This window comes from Streptomyces sp. NBC_00690 (genome assembly GCF_036226685.1).
Classification (GTDB): Bacteria; Actinomycetota; Actinomycetes; order Streptomycetales; family Streptomycetaceae; genus Streptomyces.
On record NZ_CP109009.1, the window covers coordinates 3,769,782 to 3,789,128 of the forward strand.

At 65.9% G+C, this 19,347-nt stretch carries 20 protein-coding genes; 12 read left to right on the top strand and 8 right to left on the bottom strand.

Features of this window, described 5'->3' with window-relative positions:
* Entirely contained in the window at positions 1-348 is a 348-nt protein-coding gene (locus OID54_RS16540) for an SCO3933 family regulatory protein (protein WP_329020336.1), read from the bottom strand.
* 199 nt (positions 349-547) lie between these two features.
* Complete coding sequence (locus OID54_RS16545) at positions 548-1,336, bottom strand: GntR family transcriptional regulator (protein WP_250921675.1); 789 nt, start codon at positions 1,334-1,336, stop codon at positions 548-550.
* Positions 1,337-1,453: 117 nt separating this feature from the next.
* On the opposite strand from OID54_RS16545, the gene OID54_RS16550 reads away from it, so the two are divergent.
* The 5 genes from OID54_RS16550 to OID54_RS16570 all read left to right on the top strand — a co-directional run bounded on the left by OID54_RS16550 (position 1,454) and on the right by OID54_RS16570 (position 4,235).
* The gene (locus OID54_RS16550; protein ID WP_329027561.1) at positions 1,454-1,861 is read left to right on the top strand and encodes an NUDIX hydrolase; all 408 of its coding nucleotides are present in this window, start codon (positions 1,454-1,456) and stop codon (positions 1,859-1,861) included.
* A 46-nt stretch (positions 1,862-1,907) separates the two neighbouring features.
* Complete coding sequence (locus tag OID54_RS16555; RefSeq protein ID WP_329020338.1) at positions 1,908-2,333, top strand: ATP-binding protein; 426 nt, start codon at positions 1,908-1,910, stop codon at positions 2,331-2,333.
* Positions 2,327-2,659 carry a hypothetical protein gene (locus OID54_RS16560; protein ID WP_329020340.1) on the top strand — a complete coding sequence of 111 codons (333 nt, stop codon included), beginning with the start codon at positions 2,327-2,329 and terminating at the stop codon, positions 2,657-2,659. Before OID54_RS16555 ends, OID54_RS16560 begins: the two co-directional genes overlap by 7 nt.
* Positions 2,656-3,039 (top strand): hypothetical protein, encoded by a 384-nt coding sequence (locus tag OID54_RS16565; protein ID WP_329020342.1) that lies wholly within the window; start codon positions 2,656-2,658, stop codon positions 3,037-3,039. Before OID54_RS16560 ends, OID54_RS16565 begins: the two co-directional genes overlap by 4 nt.
* Positions 3,040-3,467: 428 nt before the next feature.
* Positions 3,468-4,235: a hypothetical protein gene (locus OID54_RS16570; protein ID WP_329020344.1), complete on the top strand. Its 768-nt coding sequence runs from the start codon at positions 3,468-3,470 to the stop codon at positions 4,233-4,235.
* Positions 4,236-4,271: 36 nt separating this feature from the next.
* Here OID54_RS16570 and OID54_RS16575 read toward each other — a convergent pair whose 3' ends face one another.
* Both OID54_RS16575 and OID54_RS16580 read right to left on the bottom strand, forming a co-directional pair.
* Positions 4,272-5,054 (bottom strand): hypothetical protein, encoded by a 783-nt coding sequence (locus OID54_RS16575; protein ID WP_329020346.1) that lies wholly within the window; start codon positions 5,052-5,054, stop codon positions 4,272-4,274.
* Positions 5,055-5,546: 492 nt separating this feature from the next.
* Positions 5,547-5,858, bottom strand: a complete 312-nt coding sequence (locus OID54_RS16580) for a hypothetical protein (protein ID WP_329020348.1) — start codon at positions 5,856-5,858, stop codon at positions 5,547-5,549.
* A 395-nt stretch (positions 5,859-6,253) separates the two neighbouring features.
* Here OID54_RS16580 and OID54_RS16585 point away from each other — a divergent pair, with 395 nt between their 5' ends.
* The 3 genes from OID54_RS16585 to OID54_RS16595 all read left to right on the top strand — a co-directional run bounded on the left by OID54_RS16585 (position 6,254) and on the right by OID54_RS16595 (position 7,595).
* Entirely contained in the window at positions 6,254-6,388 is a 135-nt protein-coding gene (locus tag OID54_RS16585) for a hypothetical protein (RefSeq protein WP_329020350.1), read from the top strand.
* A gap of 358 nt (positions 6,389-6,746) precedes the next feature.
* Entirely contained in the window at positions 6,747-6,956 is a 210-nt protein-coding gene (locus tag OID54_RS16590; RefSeq protein WP_329020352.1) for a hypothetical protein, read from the top strand.
* A gap of 183 nt (positions 6,957-7,139) precedes the next feature.
* Positions 7,140-7,595 carry an NUDIX hydrolase gene (locus tag OID54_RS16595; protein ID WP_329027562.1) on the top strand — a complete coding sequence of 152 codons (456 nt, stop codon included), beginning with the start codon at positions 7,140-7,142 and terminating at the stop codon, positions 7,593-7,595.
* Positions 7,596-7,765: 170 nt separating this feature from the next.
* On the opposite strand, the gene OID54_RS16600 is transcribed toward OID54_RS16595, so the two are convergent.
* Entirely contained in the window at positions 7,766-8,614 is an 849-nt protein-coding gene (locus OID54_RS16600; RefSeq protein WP_329020354.1) for a nuclease-related domain-containing protein, read from the bottom strand.
* A 343-nt stretch (positions 8,615-8,957) separates the two neighbouring features.
* Between OID54_RS16600 and OID54_RS16605 the strand changes: the two genes are divergently transcribed.
* Positions 8,958-9,161: a hypothetical protein gene (locus tag OID54_RS16605; RefSeq protein ID WP_329020356.1), complete on the top strand. Its 204-nt coding sequence runs from the start codon at positions 8,958-8,960 to the stop codon at positions 9,159-9,161.
* 206 nt (positions 9,162-9,367) lie between these two features.
* Here OID54_RS16605 and OID54_RS16610 read toward each other — a convergent pair whose 3' ends face one another.
* Positions 9,368-9,871, bottom strand: coding sequence for a DUF4234 domain-containing protein (locus tag OID54_RS16610; RefSeq protein ID WP_329020358.1), 504 nt, complete (start codon positions 9,869-9,871; stop codon positions 9,368-9,370).
* 434 nt (positions 9,872-10,305) lie between these two features.
* On the opposite strand from OID54_RS16610, the gene OID54_RS16615 reads away from it, so the two are divergent.
* From OID54_RS16615 to OID54_RS16625, 3 genes are read left to right on the top strand one after another with little or no spacing between them, the layout of a single operon-like run.
* Entirely contained in the window at positions 10,306-10,830 is a 525-nt protein-coding gene (locus OID54_RS16615) for a PadR family transcriptional regulator (protein WP_329020361.1), read from the top strand.
* The gene (locus OID54_RS16620) at positions 10,827-11,528 is read left to right on the top strand and encodes an ABC transporter ATP-binding protein (RefSeq protein WP_329020363.1); all 702 of its coding nucleotides are present in this window, start codon (positions 10,827-10,829) and stop codon (positions 11,526-11,528) included. The genes OID54_RS16615 and OID54_RS16620 overlap by 4 nt, the downstream gene beginning before the upstream one ends.
* Positions 11,525-13,882 (top strand): ABC transporter permease, encoded by a 2,358-nt coding sequence (locus OID54_RS16625; RefSeq protein ID WP_329020365.1) that lies wholly within the window; start codon positions 11,525-11,527, stop codon positions 13,880-13,882. The genes OID54_RS16620 and OID54_RS16625 overlap by 4 nt, the downstream gene beginning before the upstream one ends.
* Positions 13,883-14,091: 209 nt before the next feature.
* Here the strand turns inward: OID54_RS16625 and OID54_RS16630 are convergent, their stop codons facing one another.
* Both OID54_RS16630 and OID54_RS16635 read right to left on the bottom strand, forming a co-directional pair.
* Positions 14,092-15,945: an MFS transporter gene (locus OID54_RS16630; RefSeq protein ID WP_443055605.1), complete on the bottom strand. Its 1,854-nt coding sequence runs from the start codon at positions 15,943-15,945 to the stop codon at positions 14,092-14,094.
* A 136-nt stretch (positions 15,946-16,081) separates the two neighbouring features.
* On the bottom strand, positions 16,082-19,228 hold the full coding sequence (locus OID54_RS16635) for a D-alanyl-D-alanine carboxypeptidase (protein WP_329020367.1): 3,147 nt from the start codon (positions 19,226-19,228) through the stop codon (positions 16,082-16,084).
* Positions 19,229-19,347 lie beyond the last annotated feature (119 nt).

A 19,347-nucleotide genomic window follows, 5' to 3' on the forward strand; every position in this document is an offset into this window, starting at 1 on the left:
TCAGACACCGGCACCGGCTGTCGCACCGGCGGTCAGCGCGGCGGCTCGGTAGGCGATGCCGTGCCGTGCCTGGCCGTTGAACACCGACTCCCACGGGCGGGCGATCAGGCCGGGCAGCGAGACGAGCCCGCCCAGGGGCAGCCCCTGTGTGATGCCGCTCTCGGGAATGGTGACGTGGACCAGAGCGGACTCACCTTCGTCGATGTAGACGACGCCGACCTTCATCAACGCCTCACCGGTCTCGGCATCCTTGGCGATCTCGCCGGTCTGCCGGTCGCGGACCTTGGGCTCAGGAATCTCGGTCAGCAGGATCGTCGCGGTGGAGGTGTCAACACGGATGGAACGCACGGGATGTCTCCTCAGAGGTTCACCTCAATGCATCTAGTCGTCTAGACAAGATGCATTGAGATACAGAGTTCGGCAGGAACGAGACTCAGAGTGCCATACCTCTTGACCACTCGTCTATACGAGTTGGCCTTTTGGTGTGTACGAGTTCGCCGCGATCGATTCCCCGAGGGTCCGTCAGCATCCCGTGCGCGCAGGCCGGTTAGGTGGCGGGCAGCTGGTAGTTCAGTACGTACGCGTCCGCCGCCATGACCGTGTCGCAGACCTCCACCGCCCGTCCCTTGGTGTCGAAGGCGGTACGGATGAGATGGAAGACGGGCACACCGGCGGCCAGCCGCAGCGTCCTGACCTCCTGCGGCGAGGGCATCCGGGCCTTGATCTCTTCCTCGAAGTGGTCGAGGGTGTGGCCGAGTTCCTCCAGCCGGGCGTAGATGCCGCCAGGCCCCGGGTTGGGTTGGGCGATCGGGGTGTCGCGGGCGAGGTCGAGCGGCAGATACGAGACGGCGAACTCCACCGGCCGTCCGTCGAGCAGATAGCGACGGCGCCGAGCCAGGACCTTGCGGGGAGCTCCCAGCCGAGCGGAGATATCGGGGGTCGGGCGTTCCTCTTTGACTTCCAGGTTGTCCACTTCCGGATGACTGCCGGCCGCATCGGCCTCCACGATGAAGGCGGACTTCCCCTGTTCCCGGTGACGACGGGCGAATCGGTCCGAGGCGAGACGACGAACCGGCGGCCGAGGCCGGACGAAGACGCCCTTGCCGTGTTCGGACGAGACCAGGCCCTCACTCTGGAGGATGGAAAGCGCGTTGCGGACCGTCATCCGGGAGACGCTGAAATGCTCCACCAATTCGGACTCCGAGGGCAGCTTGGCCCCCTCGGCGAATCGCCCCTTGTCGATGGCTTCTCGCAGCTGATCGGCGATCTGCCGGAAGACGGCGCGGTCACTGGTGGGGTCCAGTGAGCCGAGCAGACCGGACGCTAGAGCGGACATGTGCACTCCTTTGGATATCTAGACAAGAGGCTGAGTGCTGTTGCTACGGTGAGCAGCCTAGCCAGCCCTCCGGGACGAGGAACGCCGAACGTGACTGCTGCCGAACGCCCCCACTCCGTGAGCGTCGCCGGTGTGATCGTGGATGACCATGGTCGCGCCCTGCTGATCAAGCGACGGGACAACGGGCACTGGGAGCCGCCCGGCGGAGTGGTCGAAGCCGGGGAGACCCTGCCCGAAGCGCTTCAGCGGGAAGTCCTGGAAGAGACCGGCATCAAGATCGAGCTTCCCGCGACCTTGACCGGCATCTACAAGAACATGACGGGCCTGATCGTCTCGCTCGTCTTCCGCTGCCGTGCCATCGAGGGCCAGCCGACCACCGGTGACGAGACCAGGGCCTTGCGTTGGGTCACCCGCGACGAGGCGGCCGAGCTGGCCGACGAGGCGTACGCGATCCGAGTCCAGGACGCACTCGACACCATGACCCCGCCCGCCATCCGAGCCCACGACGGCGTGCGACTCATCTAGTACAAACCATCGGTCCATAGCCGCCCACCAGCATAAAGGAACTTGTATGCACGAGTATATGAGTGAAATCCGAGTCTGGGGCCTCACTTGTCCAGGATTCCGAGAGGAGGTCAGCCGGGCCAGGCGCTGGACCCGCGACATCCTCAACGGCCACCCGAGCACGGACGACGTCGCAGTGATCGTCACGGAGCTGAGCGCCAACGCACTCCGGCACACCGCCAGCGGCGAGAAGAACGGCGCCTTCCACATCACACTCGCGCTCGCCGAGCACGCAGTCTTCGTCTCGGTGGCCGACGCGGGAAGCACTGACACCGTCCCGAAGGTGACGTGCGCCGATGACATGGCGGTCAGCGGTCGAGGGCTCGACATGGTCACCGCACTCGCCGACCGGGTCGCCATCCACAGCACCGGCCACGGCCACACCGTCACCGCGGAACTCCGAACGGCCCAGCCGGAGGGCCACCCATGGTGACGCCGGTATCCGCCTTACCGAGCCGCCCCACCTATTGGTGCGAGGCCAGCGCCCAGCCCGTGACCGGTGGCCACCCCTGTTGGCTCGGCTCCTATATGGCCCGCAGCCCACGGTTGGCCTTGCGATGGTTCACCCGCCGGGTCCGCGATGTCACCGACCAGCTCGATCCCCACTACGCCGCCCCTGGCCGCCACTGGCTCACCGATGACGCCGAACATGAGCGCGCCCGAACTTCCCTGGCCGAAGGCGAGATGTACACCCTCACCCTCCACGACGACACCACGCGTTATGTACTCTCCGCCCGCCCCACAGGAACGACCCGATGACCGCGCGACTCGTCACCCCCGGCTACTGGTGCGAATGCCAGACCCACACCGCTACCGCTATGGCACCCGTACTGGTCGGCTCACTCGACACTGACAGTGCAGTGCAGGCCGTCCGCTGGATCAGAACCGCGGTACGCACGATCGTCCCGGCACTGGACCCAGAACCGTTCCAACAGGTACTCGACTGGCTCTCGCTGGATTACCGCAACACCGTCTTGACCCTCAACTCAGGCCAACCGATTGCCTTCACGGTCACCCAGGCCACCACCACGATCCAATGGACCGCCAGACCAGTGCACTTCCTCCACCTGGCTCACCGAGTGGCTGGCAACCTCCCAGCCTGCACAGACCAGTACGCCGAACCACCATGGACTCAGTGAGTAACAACTTTCTCTACGGGTTCAAGGCGGCTCGCTCCGCTCCCCGCGCGCGGCCCGGCTCCCCGGGCCGCCGCTCCTGTCTCCGCCCCGCTCCGGCCCGGTCCACCAAGCCGCGCGACAGAGCTGGCGGCCAACTGACCTCAGAGAATGGGTACATCGTGGCTGGGGCAGTCGGCTCCACGGCTTTAGGCAGCCACTTTGGGGCGAGCCTCTAAGATCTTGGCCCCAACGTCGTGCTTTAACGGGCAGGTCCACAGACTGCCCGACTCGCCGGAAGCTTAAGGGGCCAAGATCACTCGCCCCAAAGCAGCTCCAGCCCAAAGCCGCTCCACCGACCGCGTGCGACAGCCAGAGGCGGCGTGAATAAACCGACTGCGAATTAGAAGATGCGCCAGTAGTCTAAAGGGCTCCGACGAAGGAGCGATGCAGTGGCAGACCCTGCGATGAAAATGATCATCAATGAAAAGCTTCTCCCTTTCTGGGAAGCGGTCGCTTGGAGTGCTGTAGAAAACGCCGTCATGTTTGATGAGGTGGACCTCGACGGGCTCAGCGATGAGGAGGTTGTCCTGGAGGCTTTGTCGCTACACCTCGACTATTTCGACGTGGACCCTGATGAAGAACTAGACGTTAGCGAGGCGACCAAGAAAGCGAGCAAAGTCCAGTGGTCGTCAAACCATGAACGAGATCTGAAAAGTCAGGGAGATGATTTTCTGGGCGAAGGAAAACATGAGTTCGCGATACTTTTCTACGCAACCTGGATAGAGCACTGGCTCAATCGAATCATTCTGTTGCGCGCAACTGGCAAGGGGACTCACCCCGAGCTCGCTACAGCACTCATCAGGAGCTCTCGAATCGAACTCAAGATGGGGAGAATCTGGACGAGCTTGGAAATTCCCAGGTTTCCCAAGGAGTTGGCCAGGCAAGTCACACGCGTAATGGAGTCCCGGAATGCATTTGTCCACTACAAATGGCCCAGCGAAGATGACGAGACTCACAGCGAGTCGATCAACCGAACCAAGCTTGAGGCGCAGAAGGCGCAGCAGACCGTCACGGAGCTGCTCGGACTAGAAGACTCAATCTTCTACAGGGGAAGAAGCAAGGCAATCAGAGAGGCGTTCCGGGAAGGGTGGTACGAGAGAAGGCGGGAGACTCTAAACCAGTCGACGACGGACGAAGCCCCGCAGACGAAGGATTAGCGCCCAGTCAATTCCACTGCCGCCGGCGCTCGATTCTCACCACGGATACATCATTCTCTTGCGGGCGTGCGGGAGAGCCCTGCCTGTTGCGGCTTCACGCATGTTCGCCCAATGATGTCGCCTACCCCGCTCATGCCTCCCGCGCAAGAAGGCTTCCCAGTCACTGGATGCATCTCGGTTGATCCGTGCTCTCGCTGACTCCAAGTTCTTCCAGTGATGGTCAAAGTCCCGCTCGAAAGCACTCCTCGTGACGATCAAGTCATAGATGAGAGCCACGAAATGGTCGAGAAGGTTGCGCTGCAAGCGCAGGTGCCACAAGGTTAGTTTTGCAACCTCTCGGGTCTTATCGGTACTAGTATTGGTTCGCTTCTCGTTAAAGGCCACTTTCCACTGGCCGTGCGCTAGCGTGTTGCGAACACTAATGAGCGGGTATAGCCAATCATCCAAGACTGACAGCATGCCAGCGTGGTACGAGCGCGCGGTGAAGCTCAAACCGTTGGGGACATTTGAGACCGGAACAGAGTATCGCTCGGCAAACGACTCATCCAAAAGTCGACGCCACATGTCTTTTGAATTTCTAGCTGAGAGGATCCGTCGCTCCCGAGCTTCAGGAAACCCGTTATTCAAGGAGGCCAGCCACATCAGGCGGTTTTCCATGAGGGCGCCCAGAATGAGAGCGCAAGTCTTCGTGAGGGCTTCAACCTCTTCACGGTTATCTCTACGGATCGCTTGCTTGCAAGCGCGACTGTTAATGTCGAACGCATCAAGCAAAGAGGTTAGATTTCCCTCATTAATCCTGGCACGCTTAAAGCGATCCATCCCTCGCCCCTAAAAAAGCAATATCCGAGATCGGCACACCGCACCAGTGATGCGATCTGCCGACCCCGGAATCGAACCAGGGAATCTCTACCATTAAATGGCAGTTGTGTTACGGCTAGCCACGACGGCAATCGAAATTGCCGTCAAGCTAGACACCATTACACCAATCGGCGCTGAAGGCCGGAGACTTCAGCAAGAGCCGGATGTCTCCGGCTGTGAAACTTTAACGGGCAATATGTAACTCCGTCAACACCATGAGTCGCCGACGGGAACGCAGATGCCGTGCCGATCCAAAGCTGTTCGCCGACGGCAGCAACGGTGCTTGTCATCACGTACCGGGCCCGCGTACCGCATAGGGCGGTGAACCACGGTCAATGACGGTTCGTCTCAGCCGAGATACGCCAGTGATCTGCGCGCCCTCCAAGCCTGGAGGGACCTGGGCATCCTCGCTGTTCACCACGTCCGCCCTTTCAAGGCAGATGTCCAGCCCACTCATCGGTTCCACGCCCGTTGGAACTCTTCGGCCGGGGTGGCTTCCAGGGGGTCCACTTCCGGATCGATCGCTTGGTCTGTCAGGCCACCGCGCTCGTCCTCCAGATGCTCCCAGCTATACCGGTGGACCTGGTCGGCCGAAGTCAGTTCAGCTTGCTTGAGGACGATCAACTCGCCACGGTCGGGGACCGCTTCGATGTACCAGCGGCCGCCCTCCTCGCCCTCGTGGCGGAAGTAGTGCCGTAGGGTGGCGCGCTCGTCGAGTGCTCGGTAGTACGCCACGATCTCCGCGATGCGCTCCAGGCCAGGCACGGAGCCATCGTGCCAGGGGGTGAGGTGCGGTTGCGCCGTTCTGACATCTACGGCTGACATCAACGGCGTCGGACGCCAGCGCTCCTAGGTGGTGCAGCATGGACGGCGTGGCTGGGCGGTCACCCGGCAGGGCCGCGCAGTGATCGAACTCCTAAAGCGGGTGTCGCAGGTTCGAATCCTGCCGGGGGCACTGACTGCGTAGCAGGTCAGGGGATTCCAGGCCCCTCGTTCCAGGCGAACGGGGGGCCTTCCCCATGTCTGGAGCCCACGAAGAGTGCACATCCCCACACACGCCCCTCGCAGACCTGCACGACATCCACCGGAAGGGCGTTCCAAGCAGGCGAGAACCCCGAGGAGGCTGGGCCGCACCTGGCAAGGGTTGCCATACCTGAAGTATGACAACCCGGAAGATCACCGTGCCGGAAGAGCTGGTGGAATCGATCAAGGGACGCGTTGACGCGCGTGGGGTATCCGGCTATATCTCAGCCGCTACTGCTCATCAGGACGCCATGGACCGACTGCGCGAGTAGGCCGAGCGCCTCGAAGAAGAACACGGCGACGTGACGGACGAGGAGCAGCAAACAGCGCTGGACCGCATCGCCGCCATCGACGGCTGGCATGACGAGCGGCGGCCAGGTCCAGACGTGGCCGCGTGAGCCCCACCGCCCGAGCGAAGCTGCACCGGCCGCGACAGCGCGTCTTTGTATTCGGCTTCGAGGCTCTCTCCAAGGCAGTTCAAGGCGACCGGGGGATGACCGCGCTGATCAAGACGGCTCCCCGGCTGGACATCCCGATCGTCACCTCAGCGCTCACAATCCTGGAAGGATGGGGCCTCGCGAAGAGTCGAGGCAGGCACTGTGGAATTAGACCTTGTCCCGGATCCGCGTCGTGCACACTGACGACCAAGTGATCTCCATAGCGCGCGACATGCTGAGAACAGCCAGCCTGCATGGGCACAAGTACGCCAGCGACGCCATTCTGGCGGCAGTGGCCGGGCGGGAAGCGGTGCAGGGAGCTCAGGCAACCGTCTTCACCTCCGATACCGACGACATGAATCAACTGCTTGAGGGACACTCCGTGCGAATCGAGAAGATCTGACCAGACGCCGCCCGTACAGCACTCCAATCGTTCACCCGAGCAGCTCCGTGCCGTCGTCGAACAGCATCCACCGGCATGTATTCAGCACGCACGGGGACGGAAAACACCGTGGAGACATGAGACTTGCAGAGCAGTGTTGCCCAGGACTGAAAAACGGTGGCCGATATTTCCGCTGAGGCAAAGATGGCCCACCCCCGTATGGCAGCCGGCGCTCTCTTCTTCGACGAAGCCGATCGCGTCCTGCTCGTCGAACCGTCCTACAAGGACTATCTCGACACCCCCGGTGGATACGTCGAACGAGGCGAGTCACCCCTGCAAGCCTGCACGCGAGAGATCCACGAAGAGCTGGGCATCAAACCCCGTATCGGCCGCCTGCTCGTCGTGGACTGGGCGCCGAATCCAGGAGAGGGAGACAAGGTCCTCTACCTCTTCGACGGCGGCCACCTCAGCGAAGATCACCGCCAGCGGATCACACTGCAGGCCGACGAGTTGCGCGGCTACGACTTCCACCGCGCCGAACGGTTGCCGGAGCTCACCATCCCCCGCCTCGTACGCCGAATCACCGCTGGCATCCAGGCCCGCGAGGACGGCGTGACCGCCTACCTGGAGCATGGCGAGCCGCCACAAGCAGGGGCCTGACCAGGGACACGCTGAAGGACGGAATCCCCACCGTCCCAGAACTCATACGCTATTGCGCCGCTTCGGGCATGCCTCAACCACCGGTTACCCAAAGTGGTTTCACGTTGAGGGGGTAGGCATTCGACACACGAGCTCTTACTCGAACCGCTCGGGGCATTCGTTGCAGTGGGTCATATGGCTTGCCAAGTTCGAGGATTTCTCGCCACGGCATAGATGGAGGCAATCTCATCCGGTTTGAGGAGTACGCCGTTCTTACGGAAAGACGAGAGCTCGCGGTGCTTGATCGCCTGAACGCCTTGTAGCGATGGGGCCACCTGGAGTTTGGCTGGAGATACGAAGACCAGCAGGGGGCGTACTGCGACCGAGAAGCCGCAGGCTCGTGTCAGAGCCATCGCTGCTCTGTTGCTCTCATGCCGGCTTTTCCGTATGTATGGGCGTCCTGGGCCGCCGTTCACCTTGACCACATCGTCGCCCACCCAGACCCGGGCATTGGGAAAGTTCTTTGTGTTCAGACAGAAGACCCCACCGGGCCCAATCAGCAGATGATCGATGTCCCCGCCATTTGGTAGCGGTATCGAGTGCAGAACAGACCAGCCCCGCCGTTTGAGTCTGGCGAGTTCTGCGCCGACGATCCGTTCCCCCGCCATGCCCTTTCGCCATCGGTCCTTCTCGTCCTCCTTGCCCCACAGGCGCATGACGAACCGGACCAACCAGGGCCGTGATCCCTCCAGATGCCGAAAAAGCAATTCGCCCGGTCGATTCAGGGCGAGGTCATCCTTTGAGTCCGGGGCGGAAGGAGTATCGATCGCTCCGGCCGGTGACGGAACGGACCGAGGAGTGTCGGGACGGAGTAGGTAGGGAGCCAGCACATCCAGTACCTGATCTCGATACGACTCATCGAGCATGGTGAGACGACCGGACTTGCGGTCGAACCAGGCGACGTTCTCACCGCCGACGACACGTACGTAGAGGCGATCATGCCCGTACCGTTTCCACGAGTTGACCTCTAAGTTGTCCATGCGCACCCCCTGCAACGACACATTGCCCCCGTGATGGGATCAGCTTCCGCTCGAAGCAGCAAGAAGGCGTCAGGGCGCATGGCCCTTTGAACCAGGGCCTGTTGCAGGTTCTCTACCTGGTTCGAGTGGCGTCAAGGTTGGTCTGGCAGTGGCGCGCTCCACACCTCGACGCCGCCAAACAGGGGGTGTGTGGGTCGACGGCGGACGCAATGAAAGCTGAGGCGAGTGGTGGGTTGAAGAGGAGGATGTCGCCATGGCAGATAGACCGAGACGCCCCCTCAGCGAGCTTTGCCAGGGCCAGACGGTCCGAGCAACGATTACTAGTCACGAGCCATGGGGCCTCATGGCAGAGCTCAACGGATACGAGCCCGTGGGCGCCTCGCTAGATGTGATTCGCCGCGGCAGCGAGCCGGCAGTGAAGCGGCTCGCACAGGAACTGCCGCCTGTGGGCGCGACCATCGACCTCGTCATAGGCAGGCTGCGCACGTGGGACCACAAGCCGGGGATCTGGGTGGATCTCACGGCACCCAGCCGTGACGAGGGCTGATCGTGCCCCCTGCGTGTGCGAACAAGCGGGAATCAGGGGGGAACGAGGCTCATACGCGCCGACATCGCGGCGACTGAAGTGACGCTTGGGAGCCACCCGGTAGCCCACGATCCATACGCCCCGCCCGGTCACACCACCGCGCCCCGTGAACGGCCAGAGCCCCGGCCGTCCGTGATCGGCGGTCGGGGCTCCTGTGCGGCCGGGTGTCAGGCCGCGAGGGCGACACCCGCGCCCGGGGCGGCGTCCGGGTAGGCGTCGATCACCAGGTTGAGTTGGCGCTGGATGTACAAGGTGTTCAGGCCGAGGGCGAAGAGCAGGAACGCGCAGGCGGCGGGGCTGCACGTGACCGGGAGGCCGGCCGCGCGCTGGGCGTTCGCGATGGCCTTGCCCGTGTTGTGGTACGAGATCAGCGGAGCGATCAGGGTCCAGCCCAGGAAGATCATGACCAGCAGGCTTCCGGTCGGGTTGAGGCCCAGACGACGGTCGAACGACTGGAGCTCGCAGTGGATCTTGTAGTACCAGACGATCTGGTAGATGCCCAGCGTGATCAGCGGCAGGCCGATCCACACGGCGACGGGCCCGCGGCGCTTCATGTTCAGGCCGGTCAGCGGGATCGCCGGTGGGATGTGGCCCGCGTGGGGCGCGATGGCGCCATCGGCCGGGTTCGAGACGTTCTGGTTCGGCTCGGTGCTGGGCTGGACGTCAACCATGAAGCGGGCTCCGTGTGCTGGTGCTGGTGCTGGTCTGAGCCGGAGCAGCCTGACAGGCAAGTCCCTTGAACGCGAAAGCAGTTGCCGGTTTGTTACCGCCTGTCATGTCATCGCGATATCTGTCCGGCTCTCGATATGTCCTGCCGCGGCGCTGGCATCTGCGCTGGAAGTCGGCTGACCTCGACGATTCCCTCGCTGCCACCGGCAGGGACGGGGGCGCGGGCCTCCGGGGGCGTCCACGTGATGTGCCGCTATCACCGAGTGATGGAGCGGAGGACCGGGCGCGAGACCCCGCTCTCGTGCAGGCGTCCCTACGCGCTTGAGGGGCCTCCGGCGCCGGGAGCCCGACCCGCCAGAGGGATTGAATCTCGGCCCCTGCGGGGCAGGCCAGGCACCTATAAACCGCATGTATACACACCATGTATAGTCGAGCCATGTCCATCGGTCACACTCTGCTCGGACTCCTGGAGTCCGGCCCGCGCCACGGTTACGACCTCAAGCGCGCCTTCGACGAGAAGTTCGGCCATGACCGCCCGGTCCACTACGGACAGATCTACTCGACCATGTCCCGGCTGCTGAAGAACGGCCTGGTCGAGGTCGACGGAGTGGAGTCCGCGAGCGGGCCCGAGCGCAAGCGGTACGCGATCACGAAGGCGGGCATCACCGATGTCGCCCAGTGGCTCGCCCAGCCGGAGAAGCCGGAGCCCTACCTACAGTCGACCCTCTACACCAAGGTCGTCCTCGCCCTGCTCACCGGGCGCAGCGCCGCCGGACTGCTGGACACCCAGCGGGCCGAACACCTCCGCATGATGCGCATCCTCACCGACCGCAAGCGTCACGGCGACATCGCCGACCAGCTCATCTGCGACCATGCCCTTTTTCATCTCGAAGCCGATCTGCGCTGGCTGGAACTGACAGCCGCCCGACTGGACCGACTCGCGCAGGAGGTCAGCGCATGAGTACCGAACCCAGGACCCTCACCGGTCCCCTTCTCGCCGCCGAGGAACTACACAAGTCGTTCGGCCCGACCCCGGCTCTCGACGGGGCCTCGTTCACGATCCGCGCCGGGGAGGTCGTCGCCATCATGGGCCCGTCCGGCTCGGGGAAGTCGACCCTGCTGCACTGTCTCGCGGGCATCGTCCCGCCGGACTCCGGCCGGATCACCTACGCAGGGCGGAATCTCACCGCCCTGTCGGACGCGCACCGCAGCGCCCTGCGCCGCAGCGAGTTCGGTTTCGTCTTCCAGTTCGGCCAGCTCGTGCCCGAGCTCAGTTGCCTGGAGAACGTGGCGCTCCCGCTGCGCCTCGCCGGTACGCGCCGCAAAGAGGCGCTCCGATTGTCACAGGAGTGGCTGGAGCGGCTGGAGGTCTCCGATGTCGGGCACAAGCGCCCCGGTGAGGTGTCCGGTGGTCAGGGGCAGCGCGTCGCCGTCGCTCGGGCTCTGGTGAGCACCCCCAAGGTCGTCTTCGCCGATGAACCCACCGGTGCCCTGGACTCGTACAACGGTGAACGAGTGATGCAACTGCTGACCGACGCGGCACGGGAGACCCATGCGGCGGTGGTCCTGGTGACGCATGAGGCCAGAGTGGCGGCGTACTCAGACCGGGAGGTCGTGGTCCGCGACGGTCAGGTGCGCGATATGGCGGGCGTCGGATGAACGACCGCTTGAGCGGCGCCGGAGTACGCGGTTGGACCCAGGATCTGGCGCTGGGCGTCCGGTTCGCGGTGACCGGAGGCCGCCGTGGCTGGACCCGTACTCTCCTCACCGCTTTCGGCGTCGGTCTCGGAGTCGCCCTCCTCCTGGTGGCTGCCGCCATCCCGCACGCGCTCCAGAGTCGTGACGACCGTTCGGGAGACCGCACACCCGCAGCGCGGAACGGCGAGAAGCTCTCCGCCTCGGCATTCCACCACGCTCAGACCGAGACCGTCTTCCGTGACAACGTCATCGCCGGCACCCTCTTCCGTGCCGCGGGCAACGGCACCCCCAGCGCCCCGCCCGGTCTCTCTGCCATGCCCAAGCCCGGTGAGATGGCCGTCTCGCCGGCCCTCGCCGAACTCCTCGCCTCCCCCGGTAGCTCCCTACTGAAGGAACGTTTGCCCTATCGGGTCACCGCCACCATCGGCGACCGCGGGCTGATCGGCCCCGGTGAACTGCTGTACTACGCGGGCAGCGACAAGCTCACCAAGGAGAACGCCAAGGGGACGAGCGAGGGATTCGGACGGTACGCGGCCGAGGACCCCTTCGTCGGTGTCATCCTCCTCATCGTCGTGATCGCCTTCGTGGCCCTGTTGCTCCCGGTGGCGGTCTTCATCGCCACCGCCGTGAGATTCGGCGGCGAACAGCGCGATCGACGGCTGGCGGCCCTCAGGCTCGTCGGTTCCGACCGGGCGATGACCCATCGGATCGCTGCCGGCGAGGCACTGTGCGGAGCCCTGTTGGGGCTGGTCGCGGGTGCCGGGCTGTTCTTCCTCGCACGACAGTTCGCCGGTGCGGTGACGCTCTGGGACATCACCGCGTTCCCCGTCGACGTCGTCCCCCATCCGGTCCTCGCGGTGCTGATCCTCGCCGCCGTACCGGTGGCAGCGGTGGCGGTCAGCCTGTTCGCCATGCGCGGGGTCTCCGTCGAGCCTCTCGGCGTGGTGCGGAACAGCACCCCGCGTCGGCGCAAGGTCTGGTGGCGGGTGCTGCTCCCCGTCCTCGGCATCCTGCTCCTGCTGTCGTCGGCGAGCGCCCTCACCCTGACGGGCGACGATTCCTTCCAGATCGCACTCGGCGCCGCCCTGACCCTGGTCGGCATCACCGCGCTGCTGCCCTGGCTGGTCGAGGCGGTCGTCTCCCGGCTGGACGGCGGCCCGGTCGCCTGGCAGCTTGCGGTACGTCGGCTCCAGCTCAGCAGTGGTACCGCGGCCCGGGCGATCAGCGGGATCGTCGTGGCGGCGGCGGGCGCCATCGCGCTCCAGATGCTGTTCAGTTCCGTACAGGGCGACTTCACCAAGGCCACCGGTGTGGACACCTCCCGCGCCCAACTCCACCTGCAGAACGGCACCAAGGACGGTCGGGAGGCGCGCGAGACCCTCGCGTCCCTGCGGGAGAACACCGGGGTCGCCGAGGTGATCGGGCTGACGGAAGGGCTCATCGAACGCCCTGGCCCGAAGCTCGCCGGTGAGGAGTTCGTGCCCTTCACCCGGGTGGTCGTCGCCGACTGCACCGCGCTGCGCTCCCTGGCCAAGCTGCCTTCCTGCAAGGACGGCGACGTCTTCACGATCCGCGAGCCCAAGGGCATGGAGACGTACACGTACCAGCCGAAGCCGGGTGCGAAGGTCGAGCTGATCAGGAACGACGACGCGGAGGTAGCGGGGACCGAGCCGCACGTGTGGCAGCTGCCCGCGACCACCAAGCAGGTGAAGTCCCTCGTCAGCCCGGTGGGCACCCACACGTCCGGGGTGCTCGCCACGCCGGCAGCGATCAATGTCGACCTCCTGCCCGCGCCCCGGATCAACGCGATGATCAAACTGGCGCCCGATGTGACGGACGCGGCCGAACTGGTACGCAACGAGGCGGCGCGACTCGATCCGCTGGCGAGCGTGAGCTCGTTGGAGGGCGTCGAGACCGATCGGCAGTTCGCCAGCGTGCGCACCGGACTCTTCGTGGGGGCCACCGCGACGATGGTGCTGATCGCGGCTTCGCTGCTGGTCTCCACCTTGGAGCAGTTGCGTGAACGCAGGCGGCTGCTGTCGATCCTGGTCGCCTTCGGAACCCGGCGCTCCACCCTGAGCTGGTCGGTGCTCTGGCAGACGGCCGTACCCATCGCCCTGGGGTTGGCGCTCGCCGTGGTGGGCGGGTCGGTACTCGGACTGACGCTGCTGTTCATGGTAGGCAGCCCGGTCGCCAGCTGGTGGGTGTCCGTGCCGATCGTGGGAGTGGGCGCGGCGCTGATCGCGCTGGTCACGCTGTTGAGCATGCCGCCGCTGTGGCGGATGATGCGCCCGGACGGGCTGCGCACCGAGTAGCGGCTCCTCCAAAAAATTCGAGAAGACGCAACGCGAAGAACGCAACGCGAAGAACGCGACGTACAAAGCGCTGCGTAAAGAGCCGGCGTAGAGAGCACAGCGTAAAAAGACGAGCGGTCCGCCCTGTAGGCACAGGGCGGACCGCTCGATGGGTTCGGCAGGGCGATGCGGTTGGCAGGGCTCGGATCAGGCCCGTCGCCCGAAGGAGGTCACTCCTGCATCTCCTTGGGGCAGGGAGTGCCCCGGGGGAGGTCGTAGGGAGCGGCCAGCCGGTATACCCCGGGCCGGGGCGCCAACAGTTCCGTCCACTCGTCGCCCTCCGCGTCCTCTTCGGCCTTGATCAGACAGCCGTTCGGATTGGTGAACGACTTGGGCTCGCCCTCGGCGCGCTCCTTGGACTCCTCGGACTCCTGCGGGCCCTCGACCTTCTCCCGCTGGTCGTCGACGATGCTCAGCCAGGGCGAGTACGGCACCCGGATCAGCACCCGTCCCGCCGTGGTCACCCGGAGCCTTATCTCCTCCTCGCCCGCGTGCTGGACGACGGCGGGCGCATCGGCGAGGGGCGTGGGCTCCTTGACGGCGAACAGCTGCCAGTTCGCATCGCTCCAGACCGGCTTCAGATAGGGCTGACCCTCCCGTACCAACTCGGTCTCCTGCTCGGCCCCGGTGTCGGGCGTGCCGGTGGGCAGGACGACGTAGTGCACCGCCCAGCGGTCCAGCCAGGCGCGGTAGTCGGCGGAGGTGAGGGTGCGCTCCTTGTCGTAGAAGATCGGGTTGCGCTTCATGTCGGCCTGCCGGTTCCAGCCGCGGGCCAGATTGACATAGGGCGCGAGCGCCGATGCCTCCCGGTGGCTCTTGGCGGGAACCACCTCGACCCTGCCGCGTTCGGCCTTGACCTCCTGGAGCTTGTTGACGAGCGGTGCCAGCTCTCGCGTCCAGGCCGCGGTCGGTGCGGTGCGGACCATGTCGTCCACGCCCTTGAAGCCGACCCAGAAGTTCATCCCGACGAAGGCGAGGAGCAGCGCGTACCACTTCCGGGAACGCGGGAGCGTGTACGGCAGGACCGCCAGCAGTGCCACCCCGGCGAAGAGCATCGGCAGCCGGGAGACGTTCGAACCGATCTGGGAGTCGATCGCCCAGGTCAGCAGAGTTCCCAGCGCATAGACGGCGGCTGCGGTTCGAACCGTGCGCCACTGCTTCGGGACGAAGAAGAAGACCAGCACGCCATAGAGGAACGGCAGCGAGGTCGAGGCCAGGGACATCGGCTGGGTGCCGGAGAACGGGAACAGCCACGACGAGAGCGCCACGACCGCCGCGGGCGGCAGGCCGATGGCGTAGGCGCCCGGCCGCCGTCCGTTGAGGAACAGTGCGGCTGCGATGACGCCGAGGAAGAGACCGGCGACCGGGCTCGCGGTCGTCGCGAGTGCGGCGAGCGGGGCGGCGACGGCTGCCTTCGCCCAGCGCTTGGTGCGCCAGCGGTGCGGCCAGCAGAACACGGCCGCGACCGAGCCCAGCGCCACCATCATGCCGAGTCCGAAGGTCACCCGACCGGAGAGCGCGTTGCAGAAGAAGGCGAAGACCCCGGCCAGCGAACAGGCCAGCGGATTGCGCACCGCGGGCACCCGGACCAGGATCAGCGCGGTCAGCGCCGCCGAGACCGTACCGGCGACCATCATGGTCGACCGCACGCCGATCAACGACATCAGATACGGCGAGACGACGCTGTAGGAGACGGGGTGCATCCCGCCGTACCAGGCGAGGTTGTACGCGGAGTCCGGGTGTCGACCGACGAACTCGGCCCATGCGTCCTGAGCGGCCAGATCACCGCCGCTGTTGGCGAAGAGGAAGAACCAGAGCAGGTGCACGACCGCTGCGACGGCCGTGGTCACAAGTACGGGACGGCGAGTCAGCTGATCACGGAGGTCGGCGAGTACGCTTCGGTCCCCCGGCGCGCCGGGTCCGGTCGTCGGACCGGTGTCGATGGTGGTGGACGAGGGCTGGCGTATTCGCGGCCCCGTACGGATGCTGCGGCCGTCCGTCTGGACCGGCTCAGCAGTAGTCACTGCGGCTCTCCCCGTCTCCCCGTCCGTGTGTGGTCGTGGCTCGCCCACGAAGACGCTGTCCCGGCGCCTTTGAGTTGACCGGACGCTAACACGAGGGCGTCCCGGTTTCCCGGGACGCCCTGCTGGCCCGGAAAGCTCAGCCAAGCCTGGTCAGCTTGGCTCCGAAGCCGGGCTCTGCGAGGTCCTGCTGGAGCTCGATCGGCGCGGTGACCTTCCCCGGCCCTGTGCCAACCGAAATCTGGCCAACGACCTGGCCGGACTTCGCCGTACCAGGGAGCTTCTTGCCGCCGTCGTTGATCTCGATGGAGACGCGGTGGCCCGCCCAGCCGATCGCCTTCAGGTCCTTGGCTGCGACGACCGCCGTCCGACCGCCGAGACCGTCGTCGACGTAGCCGACGACCTGTCCCTTCTTCACCGCGACAGCAGAGGTGATGCCCTGCTGGGTGGCGGCGATCACATTGATGCTGTGGTCGATCGCGAGGTCGACCTTTTCCCTCAGGAGTTTGGCGTCCTGCACACCGAGTGTGACACCGACGATCTGGTGCAGTTCGCCGTCCACCTCGGCGTTGGCGGCCCAGAGCAGATTGCCGCCGGCCGGGGTGGACGAGCCGGTCTTGATCCCGCCGACTCCGTCCTTCAGCAGGGCGCGGTCATTGCCGTTCTGCAACTTGATCCCGAGGCCCGGGATCTCTTTACTCGGGGTGTTGACGATCTCGCGGAAGATGTCGTTCTTCATCACGGCCTGGGCCAGCTTCAACTGGTCCTGGGGCGTGGAGATGGTGGTCTCCGCCAGACCACTGGGGTCGGTGTAGAGGGTGTCGGCCATGCCGAGTTCCTTGGCCGCGTCGTTCATCTTCTTGACGAACGCCTGCTCCGTGCCCGCGTCCCAGCGGGCGAGGCGCCGGGCGACGTTGTTCGCGGAGTGGATCATCACCATCTCCAGCATCTCGCGCTGGTTGAACTTCTCGCCCTTGGACACCGGAACCCGGGACTCGTCCGTGTTCTTGCTCTCGTCCTCGGTCTGCTGGTCCACGGCGATCTCCGGGCCCACCTGGTCGCCGGTGATGGGGTGGTCCTTGAGGATCACGTACGCGGTCATCGTCTTGGCGACGCTCGCGATCGGCGCCGGCCGCTGTGCTCCGTAGGTGGCGACCATGCCCACGCCGTCGACCGCCACGGCCCCTTGGCCCTCACCGGGGAACGGCAGGCTCAACGGATTGCCCTGGAAGGTGAAGGTGGGGTCGGTGGAGAGCTTGAGCGACGGCTCGGGAAGCGGACGCAGAACCTGCACGATTGCAAAGACGATCAAGAGGACCGCCAGCAGCGGCGTCCAGATCTTGACCCTGCGGAACAGTGTGCGCACCGCGGTGTTGGGCGGTGGCGGGGTGTTCGTCAGCTCGGCGAGCAAATCCAGCGGAGGCAAAGGCGGTACGGGCTGCTGGGTGGTCCGCTCGGGCTCGCTCAACGCGGCGGGCGCGCCGGCCGAAGGGGCGCCCGGGCTCTGCTTCCCGTCTGCCGGGGCGGCGGTTCCACTCTTGTCTGCTGGAGCGGCGGTTCCACTCTTGTTGGCGACGGGGGTGCGCGGTCCGTCGTCGCTCCGCAGCGGGACGAACGTACTGGGCCGTGGTGCGGGGGAATCCTTGGTGGCGGGATGGGACTCGGAGCGAGGTGCCGGCGGGGCCTTGAGTACGGCGGTGTTGTCACCGGACGGGGTGGGCTTGCGCAGTGCCTTGAAGACGGCGGTGGGCTGATCGACGGCAGGACCTGCGCCCGTGGAGGGGCCGGAGGTCGAGGGCGCGGCCTTAGCCCGGGCTTCGGTGGAGCCCTTCGCCGCTCGCTCTGCCGAACCGCGCGCAGGGCTGTCCGGGGTTTCGCCGGTGGTTGGGGTTTTGCCCGGCGTCTTGCCCGGTGCCTTCTCCGGTGCCTCCGGCGTCTTCCCGGAGGGCTTCGCCTGCACATCGGGGGCCTTCGCGGGGGCTTCGCCAGGGGCGGCCTTCGCGGGCTCCGATGCTGCGGGCTTGCCCGGGGAAGGCTCGCCCGCGGCCGTGGAGGACGCCGACGTGGCGCGGGAGGCCCAGGAGGGGGCGCCAGGGGTTCGACCGGCAGCAGCGGCCGGGCCGGTCTTGGACTCGGTGTCGGTGTCGGACTCCGCCCGGGCATCAGGCTTGGATTCAGGCCGGGGCCGGGTTCGGGGCTGCGGCTCGGGGCGCGCGGTCCCGGTGGACCGGACCGCATCCGTCGAACTGTCCGTCGTCGAACGGTCCGTCGTCGCGTCGCGGGACTGCGTGTCGCGAGACTGGGTGCCGCGGGGCTTCGGCGCACCGACGGCCCCAGCGCTCTCGGCAGCCGTCACCCCGCCCTTGGTGCGGTCCGAGGCAGCGCCGCTGCCCGCCTTTTCGTCGCCGACTGATCCTGCGCCTGCCCGATCGCCCTCGGTGGAACTCCCGGCCGACCTTTCTGCCGGAGTCACGGCCGAACTCCCGGCCGATTTCCCGGTCGAAGGACGGTCCCGGGGCACGGTGGGGGCGAGCCGGTCGACGGCCTCGCCCTCTGCCGTGTTCGACGAACGGCCCGTCGAAGCATCCGTCGCCGACGGCGCGGACGGCTTCTCCGTGCTCCCTGAAGCGCCCCGGGGCACTGTCACCGGCCTCTCCGGCCGGGAAGTGCCGTTCGCGGGCTGCCGGGCGCCAGATGACGCCTCCGCGCGCTCCGCCGGGCCCTCGCCCGCCTCTGCGGACTTCCCGCGCCGTGAGTCTGCGTCGTCCGCGGCACCGACTTCGTCCGCGGCACTGCCCACCGTCTTCCCCGCCGTGGTACCTATCTCGGCGCTGTCACGGTTCGCCTCGGGCAGTACGGAGGTCCGCTCGACGGTGGACTCCTCGCGCGACTGCGGCAGCATCGCGGTCTTCTCTGCGCCCGCGCCCTTCACGGCGCGGTCGCTACCGCGGTCGCTGTCCACGGTGGTGGAGACGTCTTCGGATTCGGCGGCCGGCTCCTCGTCCGCCGAAGCCACCCAGGCGGCCACCGCCGACCGCAGTTCGGTGTCGTTCTGCACGGAGCCGGTCTCGGTGCCCGGCTGACGCACCCCGGAATCCTTCCGGGGATTCCTCTCGGCGATGCCGGACGGCTTCGGCTCGTCGGGGAGCCTGAAGACCGCGGTCGGTTGATCCACTTCCGACGTTGAGGCCCGGCCGAGCATGGCGAGACGCGGATCGCGTTCCCCCTCGGTCGTCTCCCCCGACGACTTCCGCTGCTCCGACCTGTCGGGGGACTCGCCCGCCACCGTGCCTCCTCCATGAGTCGTGCGCCGCTGCCATACGTACGCACTACGGGTTGCCGCATCCGGCAAAGCCCGTGTTGTCCGAACCATCTATCAGTGTCCTGTGTGAGAGCACGGCCCCT

What these genes read in the sequence shown, in the direction of transcription:
- OID54_RS16565 (WP_329020342.1), top strand. Translation starts at nt 2,656, where the DNA reads ATGACCGCGCGACTCGTCACCCCCGGCTACTGGTGCGAATGCCAGACC.
- OID54_RS16560 (WP_329020340.1), top strand. Translation starts at nt 2,327, where the DNA reads ATGGTGACGCCGGTATCCGCCTTACCGAGCCGCCCCACCTATTGGTGC.
- OID54_RS16620 (WP_329020363.1), top strand. Translation starts at nt 10,827, where the DNA reads ATGAGTACCGAACCCAGGACCCTCACCGGTCCCCTTCTCGCCGCCGAG.
- OID54_RS16605 (WP_329020356.1), top strand. Translation starts at nt 8,958, where the DNA reads ATGGCAGAGCTCAACGGATACGAGCCCGTGGGCGCCTCGCTAGATGTG.
- OID54_RS16625 (WP_329020365.1), top strand. Translation starts at nt 11,525, where the DNA reads ATGAACGACCGCTTGAGCGGCGCCGGAGTACGCGGTTGGACCCAGGAT.
- OID54_RS16545 (WP_250921675.1), bottom strand. Translation starts at nt 1,336, where the DNA reads ATGTCCGCTCTAGCGTCCGGTCTGCTCGGCTCACTGGACCCCACCAGT.
- OID54_RS16610 (WP_329020358.1), bottom strand. Translation starts at nt 9,871, where the DNA reads ATGGTTGACGTCCAGCCCAGCACCGAGCCGAACCAGAACGTCTCGAAC.
- OID54_RS16600 (WP_329020354.1), bottom strand. Translation starts at nt 8,614, where the DNA reads ATGGACAACTTAGAGGTCAACTCGTGGAAACGGTACGGGCATGATCGC.
- OID54_RS16595 (WP_329027562.1), top strand. Translation starts at nt 7,140, where the DNA reads ATGGCCCACCCCCGTATGGCAGCCGGCGCTCTCTTCTTCGACGAAGCC.
- OID54_RS16585 (WP_329020350.1), top strand. Translation starts at nt 6,254, where the DNA reads ATGACAACCCGGAAGATCACCGTGCCGGAAGAGCTGGTGGAATCGATC.
- OID54_RS16575 (WP_329020346.1), bottom strand. Translation starts at nt 5,054, where the DNA reads ATGGATCGCTTTAAGCGTGCCAGGATTAATGAGGGAAATCTAACCTCT.
- OID54_RS16615 (WP_329020361.1), top strand. Translation starts at nt 10,306, where the DNA reads ATGTCCATCGGTCACACTCTGCTCGGACTCCTGGAGTCCGGCCCGCGC.
- OID54_RS16555 (WP_329020338.1), top strand. Translation starts at nt 1,908, where the DNA reads ATGCACGAGTATATGAGTGAAATCCGAGTCTGGGGCCTCACTTGTCCA.